Origin of the sequence: Intestinibacillus sp. Marseille-P6563, from assembly GCF_900604335.1 — a bacterium.
Taxonomy (GTDB): domain Bacteria; phylum Bacillota; class Clostridia; order Oscillospirales; family Butyricicoccaceae; genus Butyricicoccus_B.
The window spans coordinates 346,550-366,781 of sequence record NZ_UWOD01000002.1 but is presented as its reverse complement, the minus strand read 5'-3'; the positions used below and the strand labels follow the sequence as shown (position 1 = coordinate 366,781).

The 20,232-nt window shown below is 53.5% G+C and carries 26 protein-coding genes; 21 read left to right on the top strand and 5 right to left on the bottom strand.

The features are described 5' to 3' along the window. Positions 1-86 precede the first annotated feature (86 nt). From EFB11_RS09970 to EFB11_RS09960, 3 genes are read left to right on the top strand one after another with little or no spacing between them, the layout of a single operon-like run. Positions 87-464, top strand: a complete 378-nt coding sequence (locus EFB11_RS09970; RefSeq protein ID WP_021659582.1) for a TnpV protein — start codon at positions 87-89, stop codon at positions 462-464. 14 nt (positions 465-478) lie between these two features. Then, positions 479-661, top strand: a complete 183-nt coding sequence (locus tag EFB11_RS09965; RefSeq protein ID WP_021659583.1) for a hypothetical protein — start codon at positions 479-481, stop codon at positions 659-661. 11 nt (positions 662-672) lie between these two features. Then, positions 673-975 (top strand): hypothetical protein, encoded by a 303-nt coding sequence (locus EFB11_RS09960; RefSeq protein WP_122790089.1) that lies wholly within the window; start codon positions 673-675, stop codon positions 973-975. Between the two features lie 80 nt (positions 976-1,055). Here the strand turns inward: EFB11_RS09960 and EFB11_RS09955 are convergent, their stop codons facing one another. Next, positions 1,056-1,904 carry a helix-turn-helix domain-containing protein gene (locus EFB11_RS09955; RefSeq protein ID WP_021659585.1) on the bottom strand — a complete coding sequence of 283 codons (849 nt, stop codon included), beginning with the start codon at positions 1,902-1,904 and terminating at the stop codon, positions 1,056-1,058. Positions 1,905-2,122: 218 nt separating this feature from the next. Here EFB11_RS09955 and EFB11_RS09950 point away from each other — a divergent pair, with 218 nt between their 5' ends. The 5 genes from EFB11_RS09950 to EFB11_RS09930 all read left to right on the top strand — a co-directional run bounded on the left by EFB11_RS09950 (position 2,123) and on the right by EFB11_RS09930 (position 4,802). Then, complete coding sequence (locus tag EFB11_RS09950; RefSeq protein ID WP_242949187.1) at positions 2,123-2,560, top strand: hypothetical protein; 438 nt, start codon at positions 2,123-2,125, stop codon at positions 2,558-2,560. 117 nt (positions 2,561-2,677) lie between these two features. After that, entirely contained in the window at positions 2,678-3,325 is a 648-nt protein-coding gene (locus tag EFB11_RS09940) for an ABC-2 transporter permease (protein WP_122790088.1), read from the top strand. Positions 3,326-3,335: 10 nt separating this feature from the next. Beyond that, complete coding sequence (locus EFB11_RS17365) at positions 3,336-3,458, top strand: hypothetical protein (protein WP_016147279.1); 123 nt, start codon at positions 3,336-3,338, stop codon at positions 3,456-3,458. Then, on the top strand, positions 3,455-3,652 hold the full coding sequence (locus EFB11_RS09935) for a cysteine-rich KTR domain-containing protein (RefSeq protein WP_122790087.1): 198 nt from the start codon (positions 3,455-3,457) through the stop codon (positions 3,650-3,652). Before EFB11_RS17365 ends, EFB11_RS09935 begins: the two co-directional genes overlap by 4 nt. Positions 3,653-4,385: 733 nt before the next feature. Further along, complete coding sequence (locus EFB11_RS09930; protein WP_122790086.1) at positions 4,386-4,802, top strand: sigma-70 family RNA polymerase sigma factor; 417 nt, start codon at positions 4,386-4,388, stop codon at positions 4,800-4,802. Positions 4,803-4,919: 117 nt separating this feature from the next. Here the strand turns inward: EFB11_RS09930 and EFB11_RS09925 are convergent, their stop codons facing one another. Further along, positions 4,920-6,128, bottom strand: a complete 1,209-nt coding sequence (locus EFB11_RS09925; RefSeq protein ID WP_122790085.1) for an IS110 family transposase — start codon at positions 6,126-6,128, stop codon at positions 4,920-4,922. A gap of 286 nt (positions 6,129-6,414) precedes the next feature. Between EFB11_RS09925 and EFB11_RS09920 the strand changes: the two genes are divergently transcribed. From EFB11_RS09920 to EFB11_RS09905, 3 genes are all read left to right on the top strand, one after another. Next, complete coding sequence (locus tag EFB11_RS09920) at positions 6,415-6,654, top strand: helix-turn-helix domain-containing protein (RefSeq protein WP_122790084.1); 240 nt, start codon at positions 6,415-6,417, stop codon at positions 6,652-6,654. 406 nt (positions 6,655-7,060) lie between these two features. Continuing rightward, positions 7,061-7,234: a transposon-encoded TnpW family protein gene (locus EFB11_RS09910; RefSeq protein WP_164706713.1), complete on the top strand. Its 174-nt coding sequence runs from the start codon at positions 7,061-7,063 to the stop codon at positions 7,232-7,234. A gap of 91 nt (positions 7,235-7,325) precedes the next feature. Beyond that, a complete protein-coding gene (locus EFB11_RS09905; protein ID WP_243115207.1) occupies positions 7,326-9,008 on the top strand; it encodes a recombinase family protein in 1,683 nt (560 codons plus the stop codon). A gap of 89 nt (positions 9,009-9,097) precedes the next feature. Here the strand turns inward: EFB11_RS09905 and EFB11_RS09900 are convergent, their stop codons facing one another. Continuing rightward, positions 9,098-10,453, bottom strand: a complete 1,356-nt coding sequence (locus tag EFB11_RS09900) for an MATE family efflux transporter (protein WP_122790082.1) — start codon at positions 10,451-10,453, stop codon at positions 9,098-9,100. 250 nt (positions 10,454-10,703) lie between these two features. Further along, on the bottom strand, positions 10,704-11,585 hold the full coding sequence (locus EFB11_RS09895) for an aldose 1-epimerase family protein (RefSeq protein WP_122790081.1): 882 nt from the start codon (positions 11,583-11,585) through the stop codon (positions 10,704-10,706). A 104-nt stretch (positions 11,586-11,689) separates the two neighbouring features. On the opposite strand from EFB11_RS09895, the gene EFB11_RS16870 reads away from it, so the two are divergent. The 10 genes from EFB11_RS16870 (at position 11,690) to EFB11_RS09850 (ending at position 18,861) form a co-directional block, all read left to right on the top strand. Next, positions 11,690-11,863 (top strand): hypothetical protein, encoded by a 174-nt coding sequence (locus EFB11_RS16870; protein ID WP_164706712.1) that lies wholly within the window; start codon positions 11,690-11,692, stop codon positions 11,861-11,863. Between the two features lie 115 nt (positions 11,864-11,978). Then, positions 11,979-12,464, top strand: coding sequence for a PTS sugar transporter subunit IIA (locus EFB11_RS09890; RefSeq protein ID WP_122790080.1), 486 nt, complete (start codon positions 11,979-11,981; stop codon positions 12,462-12,464). 184 nt (positions 12,465-12,648) lie between these two features. Next, entirely contained in the window at positions 12,649-14,118 is a 1,470-nt protein-coding gene (gene nagE / locus EFB11_RS09885) for an N-acetylglucosamine-specific PTS transporter subunit IIBC (RefSeq protein WP_122790079.1), read from the top strand. A 120-nt stretch (positions 14,119-14,238) separates the two neighbouring features. Continuing rightward, positions 14,239-15,387, top strand: coding sequence for an N-acetylglucosamine-6-phosphate deacetylase (gene nagA / locus EFB11_RS09880; RefSeq protein WP_122790078.1), 1,149 nt, complete (start codon positions 14,239-14,241; stop codon positions 15,385-15,387). A 172-nt stretch (positions 15,388-15,559) separates the two neighbouring features. After that, a complete protein-coding gene (gene rpiA / locus EFB11_RS09875) occupies positions 15,560-16,234 on the top strand; it encodes a ribose-5-phosphate isomerase RpiA (protein ID WP_122790077.1) in 675 nt (224 codons plus the stop codon). A 147-nt stretch (positions 16,235-16,381) separates the two neighbouring features. After that, the gene (rplU, locus tag EFB11_RS09870; protein ID WP_122790076.1) at positions 16,382-16,693 is read left to right on the top strand and encodes a 50S ribosomal protein L21; all 312 of its coding nucleotides are present in this window, start codon (positions 16,382-16,384) and stop codon (positions 16,691-16,693) included. Continuing rightward, on the top strand, positions 16,693-17,022 hold the full coding sequence (locus EFB11_RS09865; protein WP_122790075.1) for a ribosomal-processing cysteine protease Prp: 330 nt from the start codon (positions 16,693-16,695) through the stop codon (positions 17,020-17,022). Before rplU ends, EFB11_RS09865 begins: the two co-directional genes overlap by 1 nt. Then, positions 17,015-17,293 (top strand): 50S ribosomal protein L27, encoded by a 279-nt coding sequence (gene rpmA / locus EFB11_RS09860; protein WP_122790074.1) that lies wholly within the window; start codon positions 17,015-17,017, stop codon positions 17,291-17,293. The genes EFB11_RS09865 and rpmA overlap by 8 nt, the downstream gene beginning before the upstream one ends. An 80-nt stretch (positions 17,294-17,373) precedes the next feature. Beyond that, positions 17,374-18,645 carry a GTPase ObgE gene (obgE, locus tag EFB11_RS09855; RefSeq protein WP_122790073.1) on the top strand — a complete coding sequence of 424 codons (1,272 nt, stop codon included), beginning with the start codon at positions 17,374-17,376 and terminating at the stop codon, positions 18,643-18,645. Between the two features lie 15 nt (positions 18,646-18,660). Next, on the top strand, positions 18,661-18,861 hold the full coding sequence (locus EFB11_RS09850; protein WP_122790072.1) for a hypothetical protein: 201 nt from the start codon (positions 18,661-18,663) through the stop codon (positions 18,859-18,861). Between the two features lie 32 nt (positions 18,862-18,893). On the opposite strand, the gene EFB11_RS09845 is transcribed toward EFB11_RS09850, so the two are convergent. Beyond that, on the bottom strand, positions 18,894-20,111 hold the full coding sequence (locus EFB11_RS09845; RefSeq protein WP_122790071.1) for a tRNA(Met) cytidine acetate ligase: 1,218 nt from the start codon (positions 20,109-20,111) through the stop codon (positions 18,894-18,896). Positions 20,112-20,232: the final 121 nt, after the last annotated feature.

Sequence of the window (20,232 nt, the reverse complement as noted above, 5' to 3'; positions counted from 1 at the left end):
CGTGAAGAGTTCAGTTGCCTTGAATTTATCATGAACAGGGACACGATCAACTGGATTCTGAAAAAACTGAATACAGGAGGTCGAACATGGAGCATTTACCAAAGAAAATCCATCACAACGGCATCAGCTATACGCTGGTGGGAGACTACTACATCCCCGATCTGAAGCTGCCGGAGGAAAACCGCCCCATCGGGCGGTGGGGGCGGATGCACAAGGCGTTTCTGCAAGAACACCGTCCCGGCCAGTACAGTGAACTGCTTCTGTCGGGAAAACTCTGGACGTATCTTGCCGATCTGAACGAGCAGGCCGATGACCGGCTGGCGTGTATCATCTCGCAGATGCAGGCTGTGGAGGGTATCACCGAGGAACTGAAAGCCCGTGACCAGCTTGCCTGGGTCGGAGCCATGAACAGCATCCGCAGCCGGGCAGAGGAAATCATCCGGTCTGAGATGATTTATGTTTAAGGAGGTGCCTGTCTATGAGATACCGTATCGAATACGCCGATGGGCGCTGCTGTAACTTTGCCAACGGCAGGGCTGAACTGCTGAAATGGCTGAAACTGCTGAAGCAAGAGGAAATCTCCGACATTCGCAAAGTGTATAAAAGCGGTGTGTCGGATTCCGTCCTGGAAACATACCGGAATTATATCCGTCCAGCATAAGGAGGGCGCTTATGGGTACAGATATAGAAAAACTGGTTGATTTGATGATTCAGGAGCGGATGCAGAGCCAGTTCGCTAAATGGCGGGAGGCAGAAACCGGCAAGGAGAAAAAAGCGGACTACCTTCGTTTGGAAACCGAGTATGAAAAAGCGATCAGCGTATTGTCTGAGGAACAGAAGGACACTGTAAGGCACTACTGCGATTCCATCTTCGATTCCGGCGCAGAAAGCGAATGCTTCTTTTACCGGCTGGGCCTCAAAGATGGCATCCGTCTCTGGAAGTTTATGAAAAAGCTGATGAAAACAGTCAGCTAACGGATGTATAACCGCATATTTTATTCCACCCGCAAACGGGTCGAAAGCCGTCCAACGGTACAGGTTGGGCGGCTTTTTCTCTACCTGCGTTTCTTCCGCTTGGGCGCATAGTACGGCTGCGGCTTGGCCTTCCCCCTCATGTTGTTGGGATTTTTGAGCATCTTGGACAGGCTCAGTATCCGAAGGAACGCTGAGAAATCCTCCGAGGAAATCTTCTCAAAGGGTATCTGCAACTTATCGCAGAATTCATGTATCAGCATTTCCACATCGCTGCCTTGCTGGACAGCCTGTTCAAATTGTTCCTTGACGTCCTCCAACGTGGGCTGCGGGTCGGCGGTGGTCTTGTCCTTTAGATGTGCCTCCCGTATGTCCCGGACAATGTTGTCCAGATCGTCATGCAGGACATGGCTGAAAAAGTCACTCTCCTGTATCTGCCCTAATTCCAGCGTCCGCATATAAAGGTCGTTCTCTCCCGGCGCATGGCTGTTGATGACGGTCTGTCGGGTGGCTTCGAGGATCAGGTTCATCTGCTCCACCCGCATATCGGCAATCCGGTCAATGAAGATTTCCATATCGGTCATCAGCCGCTGGAAGTTTGGATGCGTAGCCAGTTCGCAGAGAAGCCGGTTGTTGATCCTGCCGCTGCTCAAAAGTTCCACCATATCGTCACTCAGATGCAGAGATTGAAGCTCTGTGTTTGGGTGATTTTTATTTTCGGACAGCCCCATCAGATAGTCGGTGGACACACCATAAAATTCCGCCAGCGTTGCAATCGCAAACGGGCTGATGTCCTTATAATCATCGCTTTCATATTTTCCCAGCGCCGATCTGGACAGGCCGGTCTGCTCCGCCAGCTGTTCCAGCGTCAGGTGCTTGTCTACCACCCGCAAGTCTTTGAGCCGCTCCGGGATTGACAGCTTTGTGTACATCCAATGCCCCCTCTCTCGTTATCGTTTTTCAGTGAATACACCCATTATAGCACGATTCCATAAGCGTGGAAATATGAGGATTTCGTGCGTTTTTCCAACGTCTTGGATATACGGGAGCGGCCCTCTTTTTTCGATAAAATCATTCTTGCAGACAGGCACTGAACCTTGAAAATCGAATGACCGGCTGCAAGGGGTATGACCTCCGGGGAAGTGGCGCCATGACAGAAATCGAGCGCACCAAAGAGGCCGATACGCCGGGAGAAATTCCGGGCAGGAGCTGCTTGCAGGCAGACCGGCGGAAAGAAACAAGTTTATCATGCGGGGTGCATGGCTCCGCAGCAAAGAAATGGAGGAAAATCATTATGACACTGAGTATGAAAGAAAAGAAGATTCTCTACGCTTTCGCCTGTCCCAGCCATCACAACACGGTGACACGGTTGAAATGGCTGACAGCCCTGACGGTTGACCCGGAGGCCAAACGCCGGATGCTGGGTCTGGCCCGGAAAATGGAGACGGAGGTGGACGAAAGCTGGTACGAGGCTTTTTACCACCATCTGCGCATGGAGATGGACGAGTACCGCCGTCTCAAGCGCAGCCTGCGTGTGCTGAAATCTTACACCGATTATGAGGAGGATTTGTATGACGAAGCTGTCTAAATACGGGCTTTGAGGCCCTGGTCAAGACCGAAGATACGGTCGCTTTTTCCTCTTTGAGTATTGAACCGGCGACCATTGATGAAATCGTTGTATTCACGAGCAAGAAAGGTGACGATTATGAGTAATACATTAAAAGCAACAAAATTAGACTTTTCGCTGGTAAAGCCCTATATCAAGGTGATCGGTTTTACCATGCTTCTTCCTATCGCTTTTGCGGCCATTAACCGTTCCATCCTGACCGGCGTTTCCTTTGCCATGTGCTTTATCGCCATGACCACAGGATACACTTTCTCTGTAACGGAGAAAAACAGCATGGAGCGTTTGTATGGGATTTTACCCATCAAGAAAAGCGAAATGGTAACAGGCCGGTATCTCTTTGTTCTTGCGCTGGGCGCGATGGCTCTGGTGGTTTCTCTTATCACACAGCCGATTGTGCTGCGGGCAATGGGTGAAAGTGTTGGAGCATTTGATATGATTAGTGCAGCCATCGGCGGTTTATTCCTGTTTGCCCTTTATACCGTATTTCAAATTCCGGGCTATTACAAATATGGAGCCATCAAAGGCCGTGTGTTCATGTATATTCCTGTGGCTGGATTTTTGGCGACCTTGTTTTTCCTGCCCAAGATGCCCGCAGACAATCCCTTTGTGACTACGGTTGTAAGTTCCCCGGTACTGCTGATCGGCCTTGTGCTTGTACTCGTTGTTGTCATGTACGCTGTGTCGATCTGGTTCTCCATTCGGATTATGGAAAATAAAGAAATGTGAGGTGAGCAATATGGATTTTACAATTTTAGCGGTAGTTCTTCTGATTGGTGTCGGTATTCCTGTCCGCAACAAGCTGATCCGAAAATATCGGGAAGAAAAGAAGCAAAAAGATAAGGATCGGGATGCAAAATGACCGATATGGAGAAAGCCGAGTTCATCCGCTGTCCCATTTGTGGAAATAAAACACGGGACAAAATTCGGGAGGATACCATCCTAAAAAACTTCCCTCTCTTTTGTCCCAAATGCAAAAGTGAGTGTCTAATTGACATTGAACAATTTCATATAACCGTTATCAAAGCGCCAGACGCACAGCCGCAGAGCCGATAACTCACAAGATCCGATTCACTTGTGATTATCGGCTTTTTTGAATGTTCTGTGCCATATACCTGACTATTTTGGCGCAACCATGTTCCTGCTCAAACGGATTATTTTGCGGTCTGAAATGCAATGAATTTAGAATTGCTACAAAAGTGAAGCAATTCGGGCTGTTTTTTTGTCGAAAGAAGTGGGCGTTAGGACAATTCTGCAACAATTCGATTTTACAGTATTGATAAAGCCAAATATATAATCTATCTGCCCGGCGGCAGAAAAGAAAAAAACCGTCGCTGGGCAGACCAATTTCTATGCTCAAAATATAATTTTAGCGGCGGTTTTGAGAAATCAAGACCGCCGCTTCTTTCTGTCCAAAGGCTAACGACGACCCTATACCTTGCAATTTGGCATGGCGGCAATAGGAGGATGCCGCCATGTGCTACAAAGCCTTTCGACATAAAACGACAAGAGCCATCTTGTCAAAAAAAGTCTGTTTCCATTATCGAGATATTCCGGCCATGAAGATGAACAGTTAAATCATGTAAATACTTCTGTCAATTCCTTTGCGCCTGTCCGCATTTTGCGGATGGGCGCTTTTTGTTGTTTATGTGGGCTTCGTCACCTGACGGAGCCTTTCATAAAAATTTCTTTCCTTTCCAGGTTGCCAAAATCGCAAGTCTTGGATTACTGAGGCGAAAGGGAGGAAATCACCACCCCGCACCTGTGCGGCGCGAAGGGAGGTGAGAATATGAAAGACTCCCATGAGCAACGCATTCAAAATCAATTTGGCGCCTTCTGCGTCAGGGTTTTGAAGAATGAGGCCCGGCATATCCAACGTGACTATGCCAGCCTTCTGGACCAGGAAAAGCCTTTGGACGAGCTGACAGCCTCCGAGCTGGAGCAGACCGCCGTGTGGGACGATTACTTTATGGACGAGCATGTCTTTGAAGTATTGGGACTTCCGGTAGTCGTAACCGGCAATGTCCTGGCCGATGCGTTAGCGCAGTTGCCGGAGGGTAAACGGGATGTGATCCTGCTGTCCTACTTCCTGGGTATGACGGACCGGGAAATCAGCGAAAAGCTGCATATCGTCCATCAGACCGTATCCAAACGGCGGCTCGTTACGCTGAAAGAACTGTACGAATATCTGGTAAAGACCTGCTAATAAAAGTCAAGTAGAAATTTCAGATTTTTTAGGGAGGCAAAAAGGCAACACAAAATCAAGCCGCTGAGCATCTCAAAATTAAAACGGCGGCCAGCCAGATGGTATAGCACAAGAAAATCAGTCGTGTTCCAGGGAATCCAAGTAGGATTCCACAGAAGCGTAGTAGATACGCAGGAACTTATTTGCGGAGGCCATCATGTAGACACGGTAGGGCTTGCCTTCGGAGCGTTTCTTGTTCATGAACTGGTAGACCGGCTCATTCATTGGAGCATGCTGTAGGATGACACTCATCACCAGAAAGAGCGTTCTGCGCAGCGAAGCAGATCCGCGTTTGGAAATGCTGCGGCTACGGACATCCATTTGGCCGGATTGGTAGGGTGGGGCGTCAATGCCCGCAAAGGCCACCAGCGCTTTCTTGGAATGAAAACGGCGCACATCGCCAATTTCAGCCATGAGTTGAGGGCCGAGAGTAGGGCCAACACCAAACATCTCCATCACCACAGGATACTCCGGCAGAGAAGCCGCCAGGGACTGCATCTCCTGTTTGAGAGCAGCTAATGCGGAGGAAGTTGCCCGGAGTTGGGAAATAGCCTGTTCCACCAAAAGTTTTGCCGTATCCGTTTTGGGCATGACACCGAAGTGCCCACGGGCGGCGGCATAAATGTCCAGCGCCTTGCCTTCACTGAAATTGTAGCCGTACTTCTTGCACCACTTCTGGTATTTGGCGGCAAAGGCCTTCTCAGACAGGTCACAAACGCACTCGCGATGCCAAAAAGTAGCTACAAAGTCTATCCACTTCTCGCGGCCATCGTCGCGGGGCGGACTGGTGAACAGGCGGTTTGCATCTGGAAAAGTAGTGTCCAGCAGGGAGATCAGGTTATTCTTCAGCATGGTCTGTACTTTTGAATACTGCTGGTATTGCCGGTAGCAAGCCTTCAACATGAGACGAGTGTCCTCTTCCGGGACATATCTCGGCAGCGTGAGCCAGTGGTCAAGGCCGTAGTTGGCCAGCTTTATAGCGTCCTTCTTGTCGGTATTGGCCCGTCTTAAACTGTTGTTCCCATAGTCGTGTACCAACATTGCATTGACTACGGAAACATAAAGCCCCGCGTCGTGGAGCAGCCAAGCCACCGGCGCGTGGTAATTACCCGTGGATTCCATCACCACACGGGTCTCGCCGTCCAAGCTTTTGAGTAGCCCTGCCAGCTCGCTCAGTTCATTGGCGGTATGACGTACTTCAAAAGGTGAAACCACCACTTCTCCGAAAGGCCGCATGACGGCGATCATGCTTTTCCCTTTGGAAACATCGATGCCAACGCAGTTCATCCATATTCCTCCAATACAAAGAATCTGCAACCGGAGTCCATCTTTTCTCGCTGCCGATTCAATCTATTGGGTGACGCGAACTCTCCGGCATCCGGTGGCTCAACCTGCTTAAATCGAACGCTACAACAAGAGGATGGCTAACAGTCTTTCCAACGGACATAGAAGCCCAAGGAGGGATAGGTCAGCCAGTTGCTCCTCTCATTGTAGCTTAGGCACGAGATGGAGGGAAAGCCGGACTGGCTGCCCGGCGTTCCTGTCCAAATTTATTGTAATAGGAGGGATTTGAATGGCCGGACATGTAAAGCCCATTCCGGTGCCTGTGATTCTGGCAGCCGTGAACGGTGACGAAAATGCTCTTGCTGCTGTCGTCGCTCATTATCAGAAGTACATTCGGGCTCTTGCCACCAGACCGGTGAGGGACGAGTACGGTAACGAATACCTGTATGTGGACGAAGATATGCGGCTCAGACTGGAAACAAAGCTGATACATAGTATCGTGACGAGTTTCAAGGTACTGCCGGTCTAAAGTTGTTCGGGGTAAGTTTCGCTCCCTTTCCTTGCCCCTGACGATCCGGCAGCGGAGTCCATGATCCTTGACAAAGAAAGCCTTCGGGCAGCATAAGGCAGACGGATACGATCTGTCTGTGTGGAGCCGGTCGGCCGGTGCGCCAAGACCCTGTTGCAAGTCCGCAGGACGGGACCCCTACTAAACAGGCGAGCGACAAAACCAGGCCGCAAAACAGGTGTGGCAGCCTGTGGGCGAGGATGCACAGGCAGGATAATGAGACTCCCGCGTTGAACGCCCTCAAAGCATTGCGCGGCGCACCCATCAGCATGGGCCGGGGTGAGATTCCCGTGGAGCTGCGGCCAGCAGCCGTTCGTTTTTTGCCTCTTTTATGGTTTTAATGAAATGGCATGAAAGGGGCCTTATTATGCAGAAAATTCAATCTGAAAATAAATATGCCCCGCCTATGCGGAGCAAAAAGAAGATCGGCAACACGACCTTTATCGTCAATTCCTTTTTCCCTCAAACGGGAAATCAGACGATAGCCTCCAAACTGGAGAACCTGATAAAAGCCGATATTCAGAAACAAACTGTGACTTGAAAACCTTCTAACAGGCAGACAGGGAAAAGAAAGCGCGGTATAATGAAGTTGGACTTCAATATCGTGTTTGACTGCCGGATAGGAGGTATTTATGTATTACCAGTCAAACACCGCTGCCGCGCTTCAATTCCCTTACACGGCTATGAGCTCCGAAGAACTTACAGCTTTGTATTGTCGCTTATCCCGTGACGATGAATTGCAGGGTGACAGCAATAGCATTGTAAACCAGAAAAAAATCCTGGAAAAGTATGCCCGTGAGCATGGATACAGTAATTTCAAATTCTATGTTGATGATGGCATCTCAGGTACGACCTTCAACCGCCCAGGTTTTCAGCAGATGATTGCAGACATTGAGGCTGGCCTTGTCAAGAGGGTCATCATCAAGGATATGTCACGTTTCGGACGTGATTATCTGCAAGTCGGCATGTATACGGAAATCATGTTTCCCGAACATGATATTCACTTTATTGCGGTGAATGATGGTGTGGACAGCACTCAGGGTGACAACGAGTTTACGCCCTTCCGCAATATCATCAATGAATGGTACGCCAAAGACACCAGCAAAAAAATCCGTGCCGTTATGAAAGTGAAAGGCAATGCAGGAGAACATTTGACTGTTTTGCCTCCGTATGGATACATGAAATCGTCTGATGACAAAAAGCAATGGGTGAAGGATGAAGAAGCCGCCCAGGTAGTTTATGAAATTGGTCTCTATATCATGGACGGATTGGGACCCTCGCAGATTGCAAGAAAACTGACGGAAAGAAAAATTCTTACTCCGGCTGCTTACTATGCGAGCAAGGGCAGAACAACCAATGTCACAAAGAAAGGTTCTCCTTACGCTTGGGATTCTTCTACGATTGCCGACATCATGGACCGTTGGCGTGAATACCTGGGGCACACAGTTAATTTCAAAACCCGTAAAAAATCCTACAAGAGTAAAAAGACCTTGCACAATCCAGAAAGCGAATGGAAGATTTTTGAGAATACCCACGAAGCTATCTGGACGGAGGCGATTGCCGATGCAGCAAGGCTCGCAAGGCAATCGCGGCGCCGCCCTACAAAGATGGGAGAAATGGGGATGTTCTCCGGCATGATGTTCTGTGCCGACTGCGGCTCCATCATGTACCAATGCAGGGCAACCAATTTCCGGCGCGATCAGGAATATTACCTGTGTTCCGGCTATCGGAAAAGCCGTGATGTATGTGGGCAGACACATTCTATCCGAACTGTTATCCTGGAAGAATTAGTTCTGCAAAATCTGCGCGAGATTGTTTCCTTCGCATCACAGCGCAAAGACGATTTTGTGAAGATGGTCATGGATGCGGATATGCGCCAGCGTAACCGAGGTTTGGCAAAACGGCAGAAAACATTGGCCGATGCCGAAAAGCGGATTGCAGAGCTGGACACCATTTTCAAACGGCTCTACGAGGATACTATTTCAGGAAAACTTTCTGACGAGCGTTTCCAAAAGCTCTCCGCTGACTACGAGAAAGAACAGCATGAGCTTCAAGAGTTAGCGGCTGTCCTCCGTGGTGAAATCGAAGCAGAGGAACGCAAAAGTGCCAATGTGGAAAGGTTTCTCTCCGTTGTAGAACGGTATACGGAAATTCCTGAATTGACCCCATGTATCTTGCATGAGTTTGTCGAGAAGATTGTTGTCCATGCTGCCAGCGATCCGAAGGGCAAGAACCGCACCCAGGAAATTGACATCTACTATAAGGGCATTGGAGCTCTGGAAGTATCCAAAGTCACTTCATCAAGGCAAGAATGAGAAAAACGGCATAGCCGAAGCTATACCGTTTCTCTCTTGCCCCACGATGTTTTCTTATCGGGAGGCACCTTTTCGATACGCCCTTTTTATTATACGGATGTCGAAAGTTGTTTGGCATGGCACTTTTCCAGCCAGACGAACAGGCCCAGACACAGTGCGATCTGCACACAGGTCGAAGCCGGTGTTGCCAGACCGATTTGGAAAAGGGTCGCGCCAGCCATGCGGCTGACCAGGAAAGCCACCGGAATACGAACGCAAAAGGCGCCGATCATGCCTTGCAGCATGACAAACAGGGTCTTTTCGCAACCATTGTAGTAGCCCATGAAGCAAAACAGCAGGGGCGTCAGCATACAGTCAATCGCATAGGCTTTGAGATAGCTGTATGCCGCAGCGATGACCGCTGCATCGTTGGAAAAGATGGAAGCCATCCAGGTGCCATGGAAAAACGTAAGGCAGGCCAGCACCACACCGGCCGCCAGTGAGGTTGCAATGCCATAACCGAGCGCTTTTTTGGCGCGATGGGGATTTTCGGCGCCCATATTCTGAGCGACAAACGCAGACATGGACTGCATATACGCCGACGGCACCAGCATGATAAAAGCACAGACCTTTTCGGCCACACCAATCCCGGCAGACGGCACGACGCCGAACGAATTGACGATGGCCTGAATCAGTAAAAAGGAGATGCCGACCAGTAATTCCTGCAAAGCGACCGGCGCACCCAGCCGGAGTTCGGTAGCAACAATGGTTTTCTCCAAGCGGATGTACTGTTTGGAAAAGGTGAAGGGAAGCTGCTTTCTGCGAATGATTTGAAACGAAATCACAACACTGACCGCCTGTGCGATCACGGTCGCGAGCGCCGCACCGGCAGCGCCCAGATGGAAAACAGCCACGAGCAGCAAGTCGCCCACGATATTGATGACGCAGGCGATCGCGACCGTCAGAAGCGGGGTCTTGGAATCCCCGATGCCGCGGAAAATGCTGCCCAGCACATTGTATGCCACAATGAACAGCGCGCCAGCACCACAAATCCGGATGTATAAAACCGTTTGGGCGAAAGCTTCCTGCGGGGCGTGCATCCAGGATGCCAGAAATTCGGCCCCGGCGACCATCAGGAAGGTCAAAACAATGCCAAAGATCGTAAAGACGTACAGACCGCTGCCGATGACTCGTCCGGCGGCATCGGGCTGCCGCTTGCCGATTTTTTCGCCGACCAGAATGGTGATGCCCATGGCAAGGCCGGTGATGATCATGGTGATGGTTTGCAGCAGCATACTGCCGGTGGCGACACCGGATACGTCGGTCGTATGGGCGAATTGGCCCACGACCAGCAGGTCAACGCCGCCATAAAGCGCCTGCAAAAACAGGGTCAACAGGATGGGGAGCGCAAAACGGATGAGCGAGCGGAAAATATCCCCTTCGGTTAAGTTGCGGGTGGAATGCACAAAGTTACCTCCTTTTTCATAGTTGCCGTGCTTGCAGGAAGGATGAAAAAAAGCTGGATAAGGAATCCGATATCTCAATCGGCTGCCTTATCCAGCTCATCATTTCCAGCGAATGACTTACCCTCCGTGCAAGCAAGTCCATTATAGCAGATCATGGGGGTCTGTCAAGGTTTTTGTCCATTTCTGGACATGGTTTCGGCAAGGTTGGTCCATAAAAAAGCACAGCCCCAAAAGGGGCTGTGCCAAAAACTTATTTGAGCGGTAAAATGGTATAGCTGGCTTCAAAAACTTCATGCGCAGACAGCTTGTTTTCCCAGGCCCGTTCGGACAGATCGCCCGTAAAGCCGACCGAATCGCAGCGTCCATACCAGGGTTCGATGCAGACAAAGGGAGCCTGTTTGCCCGGAGGCGACCAGATGCCGAACAGCGGTGCATCAAAACGCACGGCAAGGTAAGGAGTTTTGTTGGAAAGACACAGCGATACCTGGCTGCATTGCCGGTTCTCGACGACCAGGGCGTCGTGATCGAACAGCGTTTCGGTCAGCGGGAGATAGCCGCCCGTGAGCGGAAAATCCACATGTTCGGGCAAAGCCAGACCGTGTTCTTCGATGGGGGTGCAGCGCAGCACGGGCGCATCGGTATCAAAATGCAGGAAGCAGCCGGCATGGCCGCCATTGCCCGAAGGCGGGCACAGAAAAGCCGGATGGCCGCCAATGGCGAAATACAGATCGTTTGCAGCTGGATTCATGACTTTCCAGAGAACTTCCAGTCCTTCCGACGTCAAACGGTAGCCCAGTTCGAGCCGGAAATCAAAGGGATATACGGCGCGGGTCGCATCGTCGGCTTCCAAGACAAACCAAATCTCATCGGCTTCCTGATGCAGCAGCGAAAACTCCCGATCGCGTGCAAAGCCGTGCGGGGTCATGGGAAATTCCTGACCGCCGGTGCGATAGCACAGACCGTTCGTTTTTCCGACAAATGGGAATAAGACCGGCGATACCCGTGCCCAGTATTGGGGATCGGCCGACCAAAGGTATTCAGTCCCTTTGTTGTTTTTCAGGGAGCGGAGCTCGGCACCAAAGGGATCGATCTGCGCTTCAAATCGCAGGTTGTGGATCGAGTACAATGACATCGTTCGTTCCTCCTTGTTTCGGTCGTTTCTTTCGGTTGTTCTCTTTGTTTCTATTATAATGCCTTTGCGGTGGGATACAAGAGAAAAAAGAGAAATAAAACTTCATGATGCTAAAATTGAGAAAAGTTTTGTGGAATGTGCACAAGACAAAGCGGGGGATTTTAAGCGAAATGGAAAAAAAGCAAAACATGGTTGACAAGGCAGAAGGGGGGTGTTATAGTGAAGATACCGTTAAGGAACCAACCACAAACGGTGGCTGGGTGATTGAAACTAAATAAACGGATTGTTACTGGTAAGGCAGGCAAAACCAAATTTTCAAACGGAGAGTCCCGGTTTGTAAATTTGGTTTTTTTGTTTTTCTGGGACGCATACGCTAGAAAAGGAGACAGAAAAATGGCTGGTATTTTTGGAATGTTTAAGAAAAAACCGATCGTGCTGAGTGCACCGGTAGAGGGCGAATGCGTACCGCTCAGCCGTGTGCCCGATCCGACGTTTGCGGACGAGATCCTGGGCAAGGGCGTGGCGATCATCCCGGCAAACGGACGGGTATGTGCTCCGGCCGATGGGGAGATCACGACCATGTTCTCCACCGGGCATGCGTTTGCGATGACCACCACCGAAGGCGTGGAGGTTCTGGTGCATGTTGGTCTGGAAACCGTATCGCTGCAGGGTGTACCGTTCACCGTACACGTGCAGGACGGCCAGAAGGTCAAGAAGGGCGATCTGGTTTTGGAAGCCGATCTGGATGCCATCCGCAAGGAAGGCCGCGAGATCATTACGCCGGTTGTGGTATGCAACCCCGACGCATATGGTTCCATTGAGGGCCTGACCGGGAAGAAAGTATCGCAGGGCGATGAGATCATCCACATCGCACAGTAAAGGAAAATCCTTATAAAACACCGCGTTTTATAAGTTTTCATGGTTCGGGAAAGGCGTCTGGGAGAGGAGGCGAAACCGCCTGCGCAACGCGCAGGGATGCAAAGAGATTGAGAAATCGAGCTTTTGGGGGTCCTGGCACGGGGGTGTGCCGGAACCAAAGAGGCAAGAAAGGGGTTATCACATTATGATGAAATATTTGCAAAGATTGGGCAAAGCATTGATGCTGCCCGTCGCATGTTTGCCCGTCTGCGGTATCCTGATGGGTATTGGTTACGCGATGTCGCCTCACGCCATGCAGGGCGGCGACATCACTGGTATGGTAGAAATTATCGGCTTCTTCCTGATCAAGGCAGGCGGCGCGCTGATCGACAACATGTCCTGGCTGTTCGCAGTCGGCGTTGCAGTCGGTCTGGCCAACGATAAGGACGGCACCGCTGGTCTGGCGGGCCTGGTTTCCTGGCTGATGATCACCAAGCTGCTCAACCCGAGCGTTGTTTCGGTCCTGACCGGCGTGGCAGCGGACGCTGTAAACCCGGCTTACTCCAAGATCGAAACTCAGTTCATCGGCATTCTGGCCGGTGTCATCGGCGCAGCTTGCTACAACAAGTTCAAGGACACCAAGCTGCCGGATGCTCTGTCGTTCTTCTCCGGTAAGCGCTGCGTTGCGATCGTTACCGCAATCGTTTCGATCGTCATCGCTGCTATCCTGTTCTTTGTATGGCCGGTTGTTTACGGCGCACTGGTTTCCCTGGGCGGCGCAATCGTCAGCCTGGATGCAATCGGCGCTGGTGTTTACGCTTTCCTCAACCGTCTGCTCATTCCGTTCGGTCTGCACCATGCACTTAACTCGGTATTCTGGTTCGATGCCATCGGCATCAACGACCTGGGCCAGTTCTGGGCAGGCGCAACCCAGGCTACCGATGGCCACAGCCTCGGTATGTACATGTCCGGTTTCTTCCCCTGCATGATGGTCGGTATCCCGGGCGCTGCCTTGGCAATGGTTCATTGTGCAAAGCCCAATAAGAAAAAGATCGCTGCCGGCCTGCTGGGTGCTGCTGCGCTGAGCGCATTCGTCTGTGGCGTTACCGAGCCGTTCGAATTCGCATTCATGTTCCTGGCTCCGGCTCTGTATGTTGTTTACGCTCTGCTGTACGGTATCTTTGCCGCTGTTACGGTTGCTCTGGGCTTCCGCGCAGGCTTCTCGTTCTCCGCTGGTCTGACCGACCTGGTATTCTCGGCTTCTCTGCCGGCGGCAGCCAAGACCCTGCTCATCATCCCGCTCGGTCTGGCAGCAGGCGTAATCTTCTACATCGTATTCCGTGTTCTGATCACCAAGTGTGATTTCAAGACCCCGGGCCGTGAAGATGACGACGACACCGCAGCACAGGATGCAGGTGCTACCCTGGCAAACAATGACTTTACCGCAATCGCAGCCACCGTTCTGGAAGGCCTGGGCGGTAAGGACAACGTGACCTCGCTCGATAACTGCATCACCCGTCTGCGTCTGGAGGTCAAGGACCCGCTGCTGGTTGACGAGAAGAAGATCAAGTCGGCTGGCGTGGCAGGCGTAATGCGTCCCTCCAAGACCGCTGTACAGGTTATCGTTGGTACCAAGGTACAGTTTGTTGCCGATGAGATGCAGAAGATGCTTTAAACTTTTGCGGAACAACTCCCGCACCTAACCGAAACCATATGGCTCGGGAGCTCATCAGAGCTCCCGAGTTTTTATCTTCAAGCGAAAACATAAAATTCTGGTTTTTATAAGGAGGACGTTATGATTTTACAAAGCAAACGCGTCTGGGTAGGCGGTCAGTTCCTGCCCTTCCAGCTGGAAATCGAAGCGGGCAAGATCGTCCAGCTTCTGGACTACGGCACAAAGCCGGTGGATGAAGACTATGGCGATGCCCGGATTGTGCCCGGCTTTATCGATGTCCACACCCATGGCGCCTATGGTTATGACACCAACGACGCGCAGCCCGAAGGTCTGCGGCACTGGATTCGTTCCATCCCGGAAGAGGGCGTGACCGGCATCCTGCCGACCACGGTCACCCAAGTACCGGCTGTGCTCGAACCGGCGGTGCGCAGCGTGGCACAGGTCGTGCGCGAAGGGTACGAAGGCGCCGAGATTTTGGGCATTCATTTTGAAGGACCGTACCTGAACATGGACCGCAAGGGCGCGCAGCCGCCCGAAGCGATTTTGCCCGCCTCGGTCGAGCAGTTCCAGAAGTACCAGGAGGCAGCCGATGGGCTGATTCGGTATATCACGCTCGCGCCTGAAGAGGACAAGGACCTGGCGCTCACCCGGTATTGCAGCGCCCATGGCGTGGTGGCCAGCATGGGCCACTCGAGCGCTGATTATGACTGCGTCATGCGGGCGGTTGCCAATGGCGCGCGCAGCATGACCCATGTGCACAACGGCATGCCACCGTATCACCACCGCGAGCCCGGTCTGGTGGGCGGCGCGCTGCGGCTGCACGATACCTTTGGGGAAATCATCGGCGACGGCTGCCATACCCACTTGACGGTACTGAATAATTTCTTTGCCGCCAAGGGCCGCGACTTTGGTATCCTGATTACCGACTCGCTGCGAGCCAAGTACTGCCCGCCCGGAGGCGAGTATGAACTGGGCGGTCATGCGATCGAGATTGGCGAGGACGGTCTGGCCCGTCTGAAGGGGACCGATACCATCGCGGGCAGCACGCTGCGCATGAACCGCGGTCTGCAAATTTTGGTCGAAGGGGCTATGGTGCCGTTTGATGTGGCGCTCAATGCCTGCACGATCAATCCGGCGCGGTGCCTGCGGGTCGATGACCGCAAGGGCAAGCTGTGCGCCGGGTACGATGCCGACATCGTTATCCTGGATGACGATTATACTGTACGGCAAACCTATTGCCGCGGCAAGGCCATGCTGCCGGTTCAATAAACACCAAGGGGACGGTCCACGAGGGGCTGTCCCCTTCCTTATATATAATAAGGTATACATTGACTTTTGCGTTCCGGGAAAGTTATAATAAGGAAGGACATAAGGCATGCTGCCTGGAGAGTGAAAAGAGGCAGCGGCTTTTGAAATTGGAACAATTCCGGAGGTATGACAAATGGATAAGAAGAAGATCGCAGGCGAAAAAGCAGCCGAATACGTCAAGGACGGCATGGTCGTTGGTCTGGGCACCGGCTCGACGGCGTTCCATCTGGTCAATGCAATCGGCGAGCGGGTCAAGAACGGTCTGAAGATTCAGGCGATCCCGACCAGCAAGGCGACCGAAGCACAGGCGCGTGAGCTGGGCATCCCGCTGCTGACCATCGACGAAGTGGACCATGTCGATCTGGACATCGACGGCGTGGACGAGATCGATCCGCAGTTCAATGCCATCAAGGGCGGCGGCGGCGCGCTGTACCGCGAAAAGGTGGTTGCGACCCTGGCTAAGGAAGTCATCTGGATCATGGATGACTCCAAGCTGGTTGAGCACATCGGCGATTTCAGCCTGCCGGTCGAGATCGCGCAGTACGGCTCCAAGCAGGCTATGGCCAAGATGGAAGAGTATGGTCTCCATCCGGTGCAGCGTATGCGCGACGGCAAGCCGTTTGTCACCGATAATGGCAACTATATTGTAGACCTGCAGGTCGGCGCAGGCTTTGACATCGAAGGCACCCGCGAAAAGCTGGCTGGCATCGTCGGCGTTTTGGAGCATGGCCTGTTCCTCAACATGTGCAAGCGCATGATCGTTGGCACCGACGAGGGCGTCAAGATCACCGAAAATCCGGGCAAGTAAAAGAAAACTGCAAAAAGTGGTTGACACAGGGCGAAAACTGTGGTATTCTACATAAAGCCGCATCAAGCAGGGTAGGTGAAGTGTGCCCAAGTGTGGCAACACCCGCAAGAGCGTGACTCTAATAACGAAAGAGAGGTGCTACCGAACATGTATGCAATTCTGGTAACTGGTGGCAAGCAGTACAAAGTATCTGAGGGCGATGTAATCTACGTAGAGAAGCTCGGCGTAGAGGACGGCGCAACCGTAACCTTCGATCAGGTTCTGGCAGTCGGCGACGGCGCAGATCTGAAGATCGGCGCTCCCTACGTGGAAGGCGCAACTGTAACCGCTACCGCGGACAAGACCGGCAAGCAGAAGAAGATCAACATCTTCAAGATGAAGCCGAAGAAGGGCTACCGTCGTCGTCAGGGTCATCGTCAGCCCTACACTAAGGTAACTATCAGCGCGATCAACGCCTAATGACTCGCGTTACGTTTTATCTATCGCACGAACAGATCGAAGCGGTCGACCTGCTCGGTCACGCGGGCTACGCGGACGAGGGGGAAGACATCGTCTGTGCGGCGATCACAAGCGCGGTACAGATGACCCACGCGCTGCTCTATGATGTACAGAAAATCGCAGTGGACACCGTCATCGAAGACGAAGGCGCACACATCCGGCTCACCCTGCCGGCGCACGAGCTGGGCGCAGGACAGGACGGCATGAAAGCCCTTCGGATCTTCTATACCGAGCTTGCAGCTCAGTATCCCGAATTTTTAAGCGTAATGGAGGTGCAGAAAGATGCTTAAGATCAGCTTACAGTTTTTCGCTCACAAGAAGGGCGTTGGTTCGACCAAGAACGGTCGTGACTCGGAGGCAAAGCGCCTCGGCGTAAAGCGTGCAGACGGTCAGGTCGTTCCGGCTGGCAACATCCTGGTTCGTCAGCGTGGTACCAAGATCCACCCGGGCACCAATGTTGGCCGTGGTTCGGACGATACCCTCTTTGCAAAGGTTTCCGGCGTGGTTCGTTTCGAGCGCGTTGGCAAGGACCGCAAGAAGGTTTCGGTTTACCCGCAGTAATTTGAACGTTTACGAAATCCCAGACAGCCGTCTGGGATTTTGTTTTGTACACATACTAAAACAAAGGAGGCGAAAAAAGGATGTTTATCGATATTGCAAAGATCCGCATTGCGTCGGGTAAGGGCGGCGACGGCAAGGTCGGCTTCCACCGTGAAAAGTACGTGGCAGCCGGTGGACCGGATGGCGGCGACGGCGGCCGGGGCGGCTCGGTGGTGTTCAAGGTCGATGATAACCTGTCCACCCTGCTCGACTTCCGCTATAAAAAGAAATATGTGGCCCCCAACGGCGAAAACGGCATGGGCAAGCGCATGAAGGGCAAGGATGGCGCCGATTTGGTCATCCGCGTGCCGCGCGGCACCATCATCCGCGATCAAAAGACCGGGCAGGTCATCAAGGATATGTCGGACGACGAGCCGTTCGTGGCCGCCAAGGGCGGCAACGGCGGCTGGGGCAACACCCATTTTGCGACCCCGACCCGGCAGGCGCCGCGGTTTGCCAAGCCCGGTCAGCCGGGCGTGGAAATGGAGATCGTGCTCGAACTCAAGCTGCTGGCCGACGTGGGTCTGGTCGGCTTCCCGAACGTGGGCAAATCGACGCTTTTAAGCATGGTGTCGGCCGCACGGCCCAAGATCGCCAACTATCATTTCACCACCCTGATTCCCAACTTGGGCGTCGTGCGTGTGGGTGAGGAACAGAGCTTCGTCATGGCCGACATCCCGGGCATCATTGAGGGCGCCAGCGAGGGCGCGGGCCTGGGGCATGACTTCCTGCGCCATGTCGACCGCTGCCGCTTGCTGCTGCATCTGGTCGATGTGTCGGGCAGCGAAGGCCGCGACCCGATCGAGGACGTGGAAACCATCAACGCCGAGCTGGCCGGATACAGTGAATTTCTGGCTGCCCGTCCGCAGATTCTGGTGGCTAATAAGACCGACCTGCTGGGCGAGGACCGTGCACCGGTCGAGCGCCTGCGCGCTTATGCCGAGGAAAAGGGCTTTGAGTTCCTGGAACTGTCGGCAGCGACCAATCAGGGCGTGCGCGAACTGGTGCTCAAGACTTGGGAAGCGCAGCAAGAATTGCCGCCCGTCTTTGTGTACGAACCCGAATATGTGCCCGAAGCCCCCGAACCGACCGAGCGCGAAATCACGGTCGAGAAGGTGGACGACTATTATGTGGTTGGCGGCGCGTGGATCGAAAAGATCATGGGTTCGGTCAACACCGACGATTACGAGTCGCGCCAGTATATGGACCGCATGCTCAAAAAGGCGGGCGTATACGACCGTCTGGAAGCCATGGGCGTCCAGGAAGGCGATTTTGTTGTGATCGGCGACATCGAATTCGAATATGTCCACTAAGGGAGGCGGAAAAGAATGGCGACCATACTGAAGGGACTGGGGCTGGCCTGCGTGGCAGCCGTGGTGATTTTGTCCATCGGGATGCACTGGTACGTGAAAAAGCGGGCCGATTTGGAACCCGACCGCGCCGGTCGTGTGGTCATGCGCGGTTCGCTGGCGCGCACGCTGCTGTGCATTGTGGCCGCTGTATTTTTCCTGGTTTCCAGTCAAATCTAAAGAAAAAGGCTGCCTTCGGGCAGCCTTTTGGTTTATTCGGTTGTTTGCTCGCAGAAATAGGGGGTCTTGCGGAAATGGCCGCCGCCCACGCGCAGCGCAGGCTGTGGATAAGCCAGCGCATAGAGGTCATCGGCCAGCGCGTCACGCGCCAGGGCCGGTTGCAGTTCGTCCGCCAGCGCGCGGGACGCGACCGGCTTGACGATGAGGGGCAGGGGACAGGTCTCCTTCATGCGGCGTAAGACCGCCCGGCCGCGGGGGCCAATGGCCAGCACGCGCACATAGCGGCCCTCCGGGGGGATGGACTGCGGCAGGCCGAGCCAGGCCCGCAGCAGGACCCGCCGCACCCGCGCGAGCGGATACCGGCGGGTTTGTGCCGCCGTGCACACCGCCGCAAAGCTGGTCTGGTCGCGGATGGCCTCCCAAAGACGGTATTCCAGCCCATCTGAACAGCCATAACCGGCCAGGTCGGCGGGCGTGAGCCGCCGCAGATGGGCGAGCATGGCCGTGTCGAGGGCTGCACGCAGAACCGGCGCTTCGCCCTGCTGGGTGGCCTGCTGCAAGACGGCAAACGAAGCCGGAGGCATGAGCGCCCGGCAGGCGTCGATTTCCCCGCGCGCGAGCAGGCTGCGCAGATAGGACGCCGAGGGCAGACCGTCCTGCGGGGTGTCGCTGTCGTGCGCGCTGCCCGCGCGAGGGATGGCTAGCGGCTGGATGGCGCTGCCCAAGGTGTCCAGCGCCGAAAGATATTCGATGGCCAGGGTGTTGTTGGGGCTTGCAAACAGTGCGCCCGCGGCTGGGTCGGTCGCCTGCACGGCCTGCTGCATGGCCGCGGCATAGGACAGGCCGCCCGCCATGGCCTGCCGCAAGCTTTGCGCATGGCTGCCGTCGGCCCGGGAGAGGGCGGACGCGCGCTGCAAAAGCGCAAGATCGGCCTGTTCGGCGCCAAAGGAAAGATGAGTCACGCAGCCGAGCGCATGCAGCAGCGAAATCCCGCCCCAGGCAAAGCCGGACGCCGACCAAAGACAGGCCGAAAGCGGCATTTCGACGACCAAATCGGCCCCGCACTGCACGGCAGCGTTGGCGCGGTGATATTTTTCCAAAATCGCCAGATCGCCCCGCTGGACATAATTGCTGCTCATCGCGCAGACAAAGGCGGTATCCGGGCCGAGAAGCGCACGGGTTTGCGCAAGATGGTGCAAGTGGCCGTTGTGAAACGGATTGTACTCGGCGATGATGCCGCAAATTTTCATAAACTCCTCCGAAAAAATGGTGAAATTTCTGTTGTGTTCACCGATGGGTTAGTGTACAATAGGAATGTATATAGTGTCATTGTACTCTTTTTTGCGGTTTCCTGCAACCTATGGGCGGGAG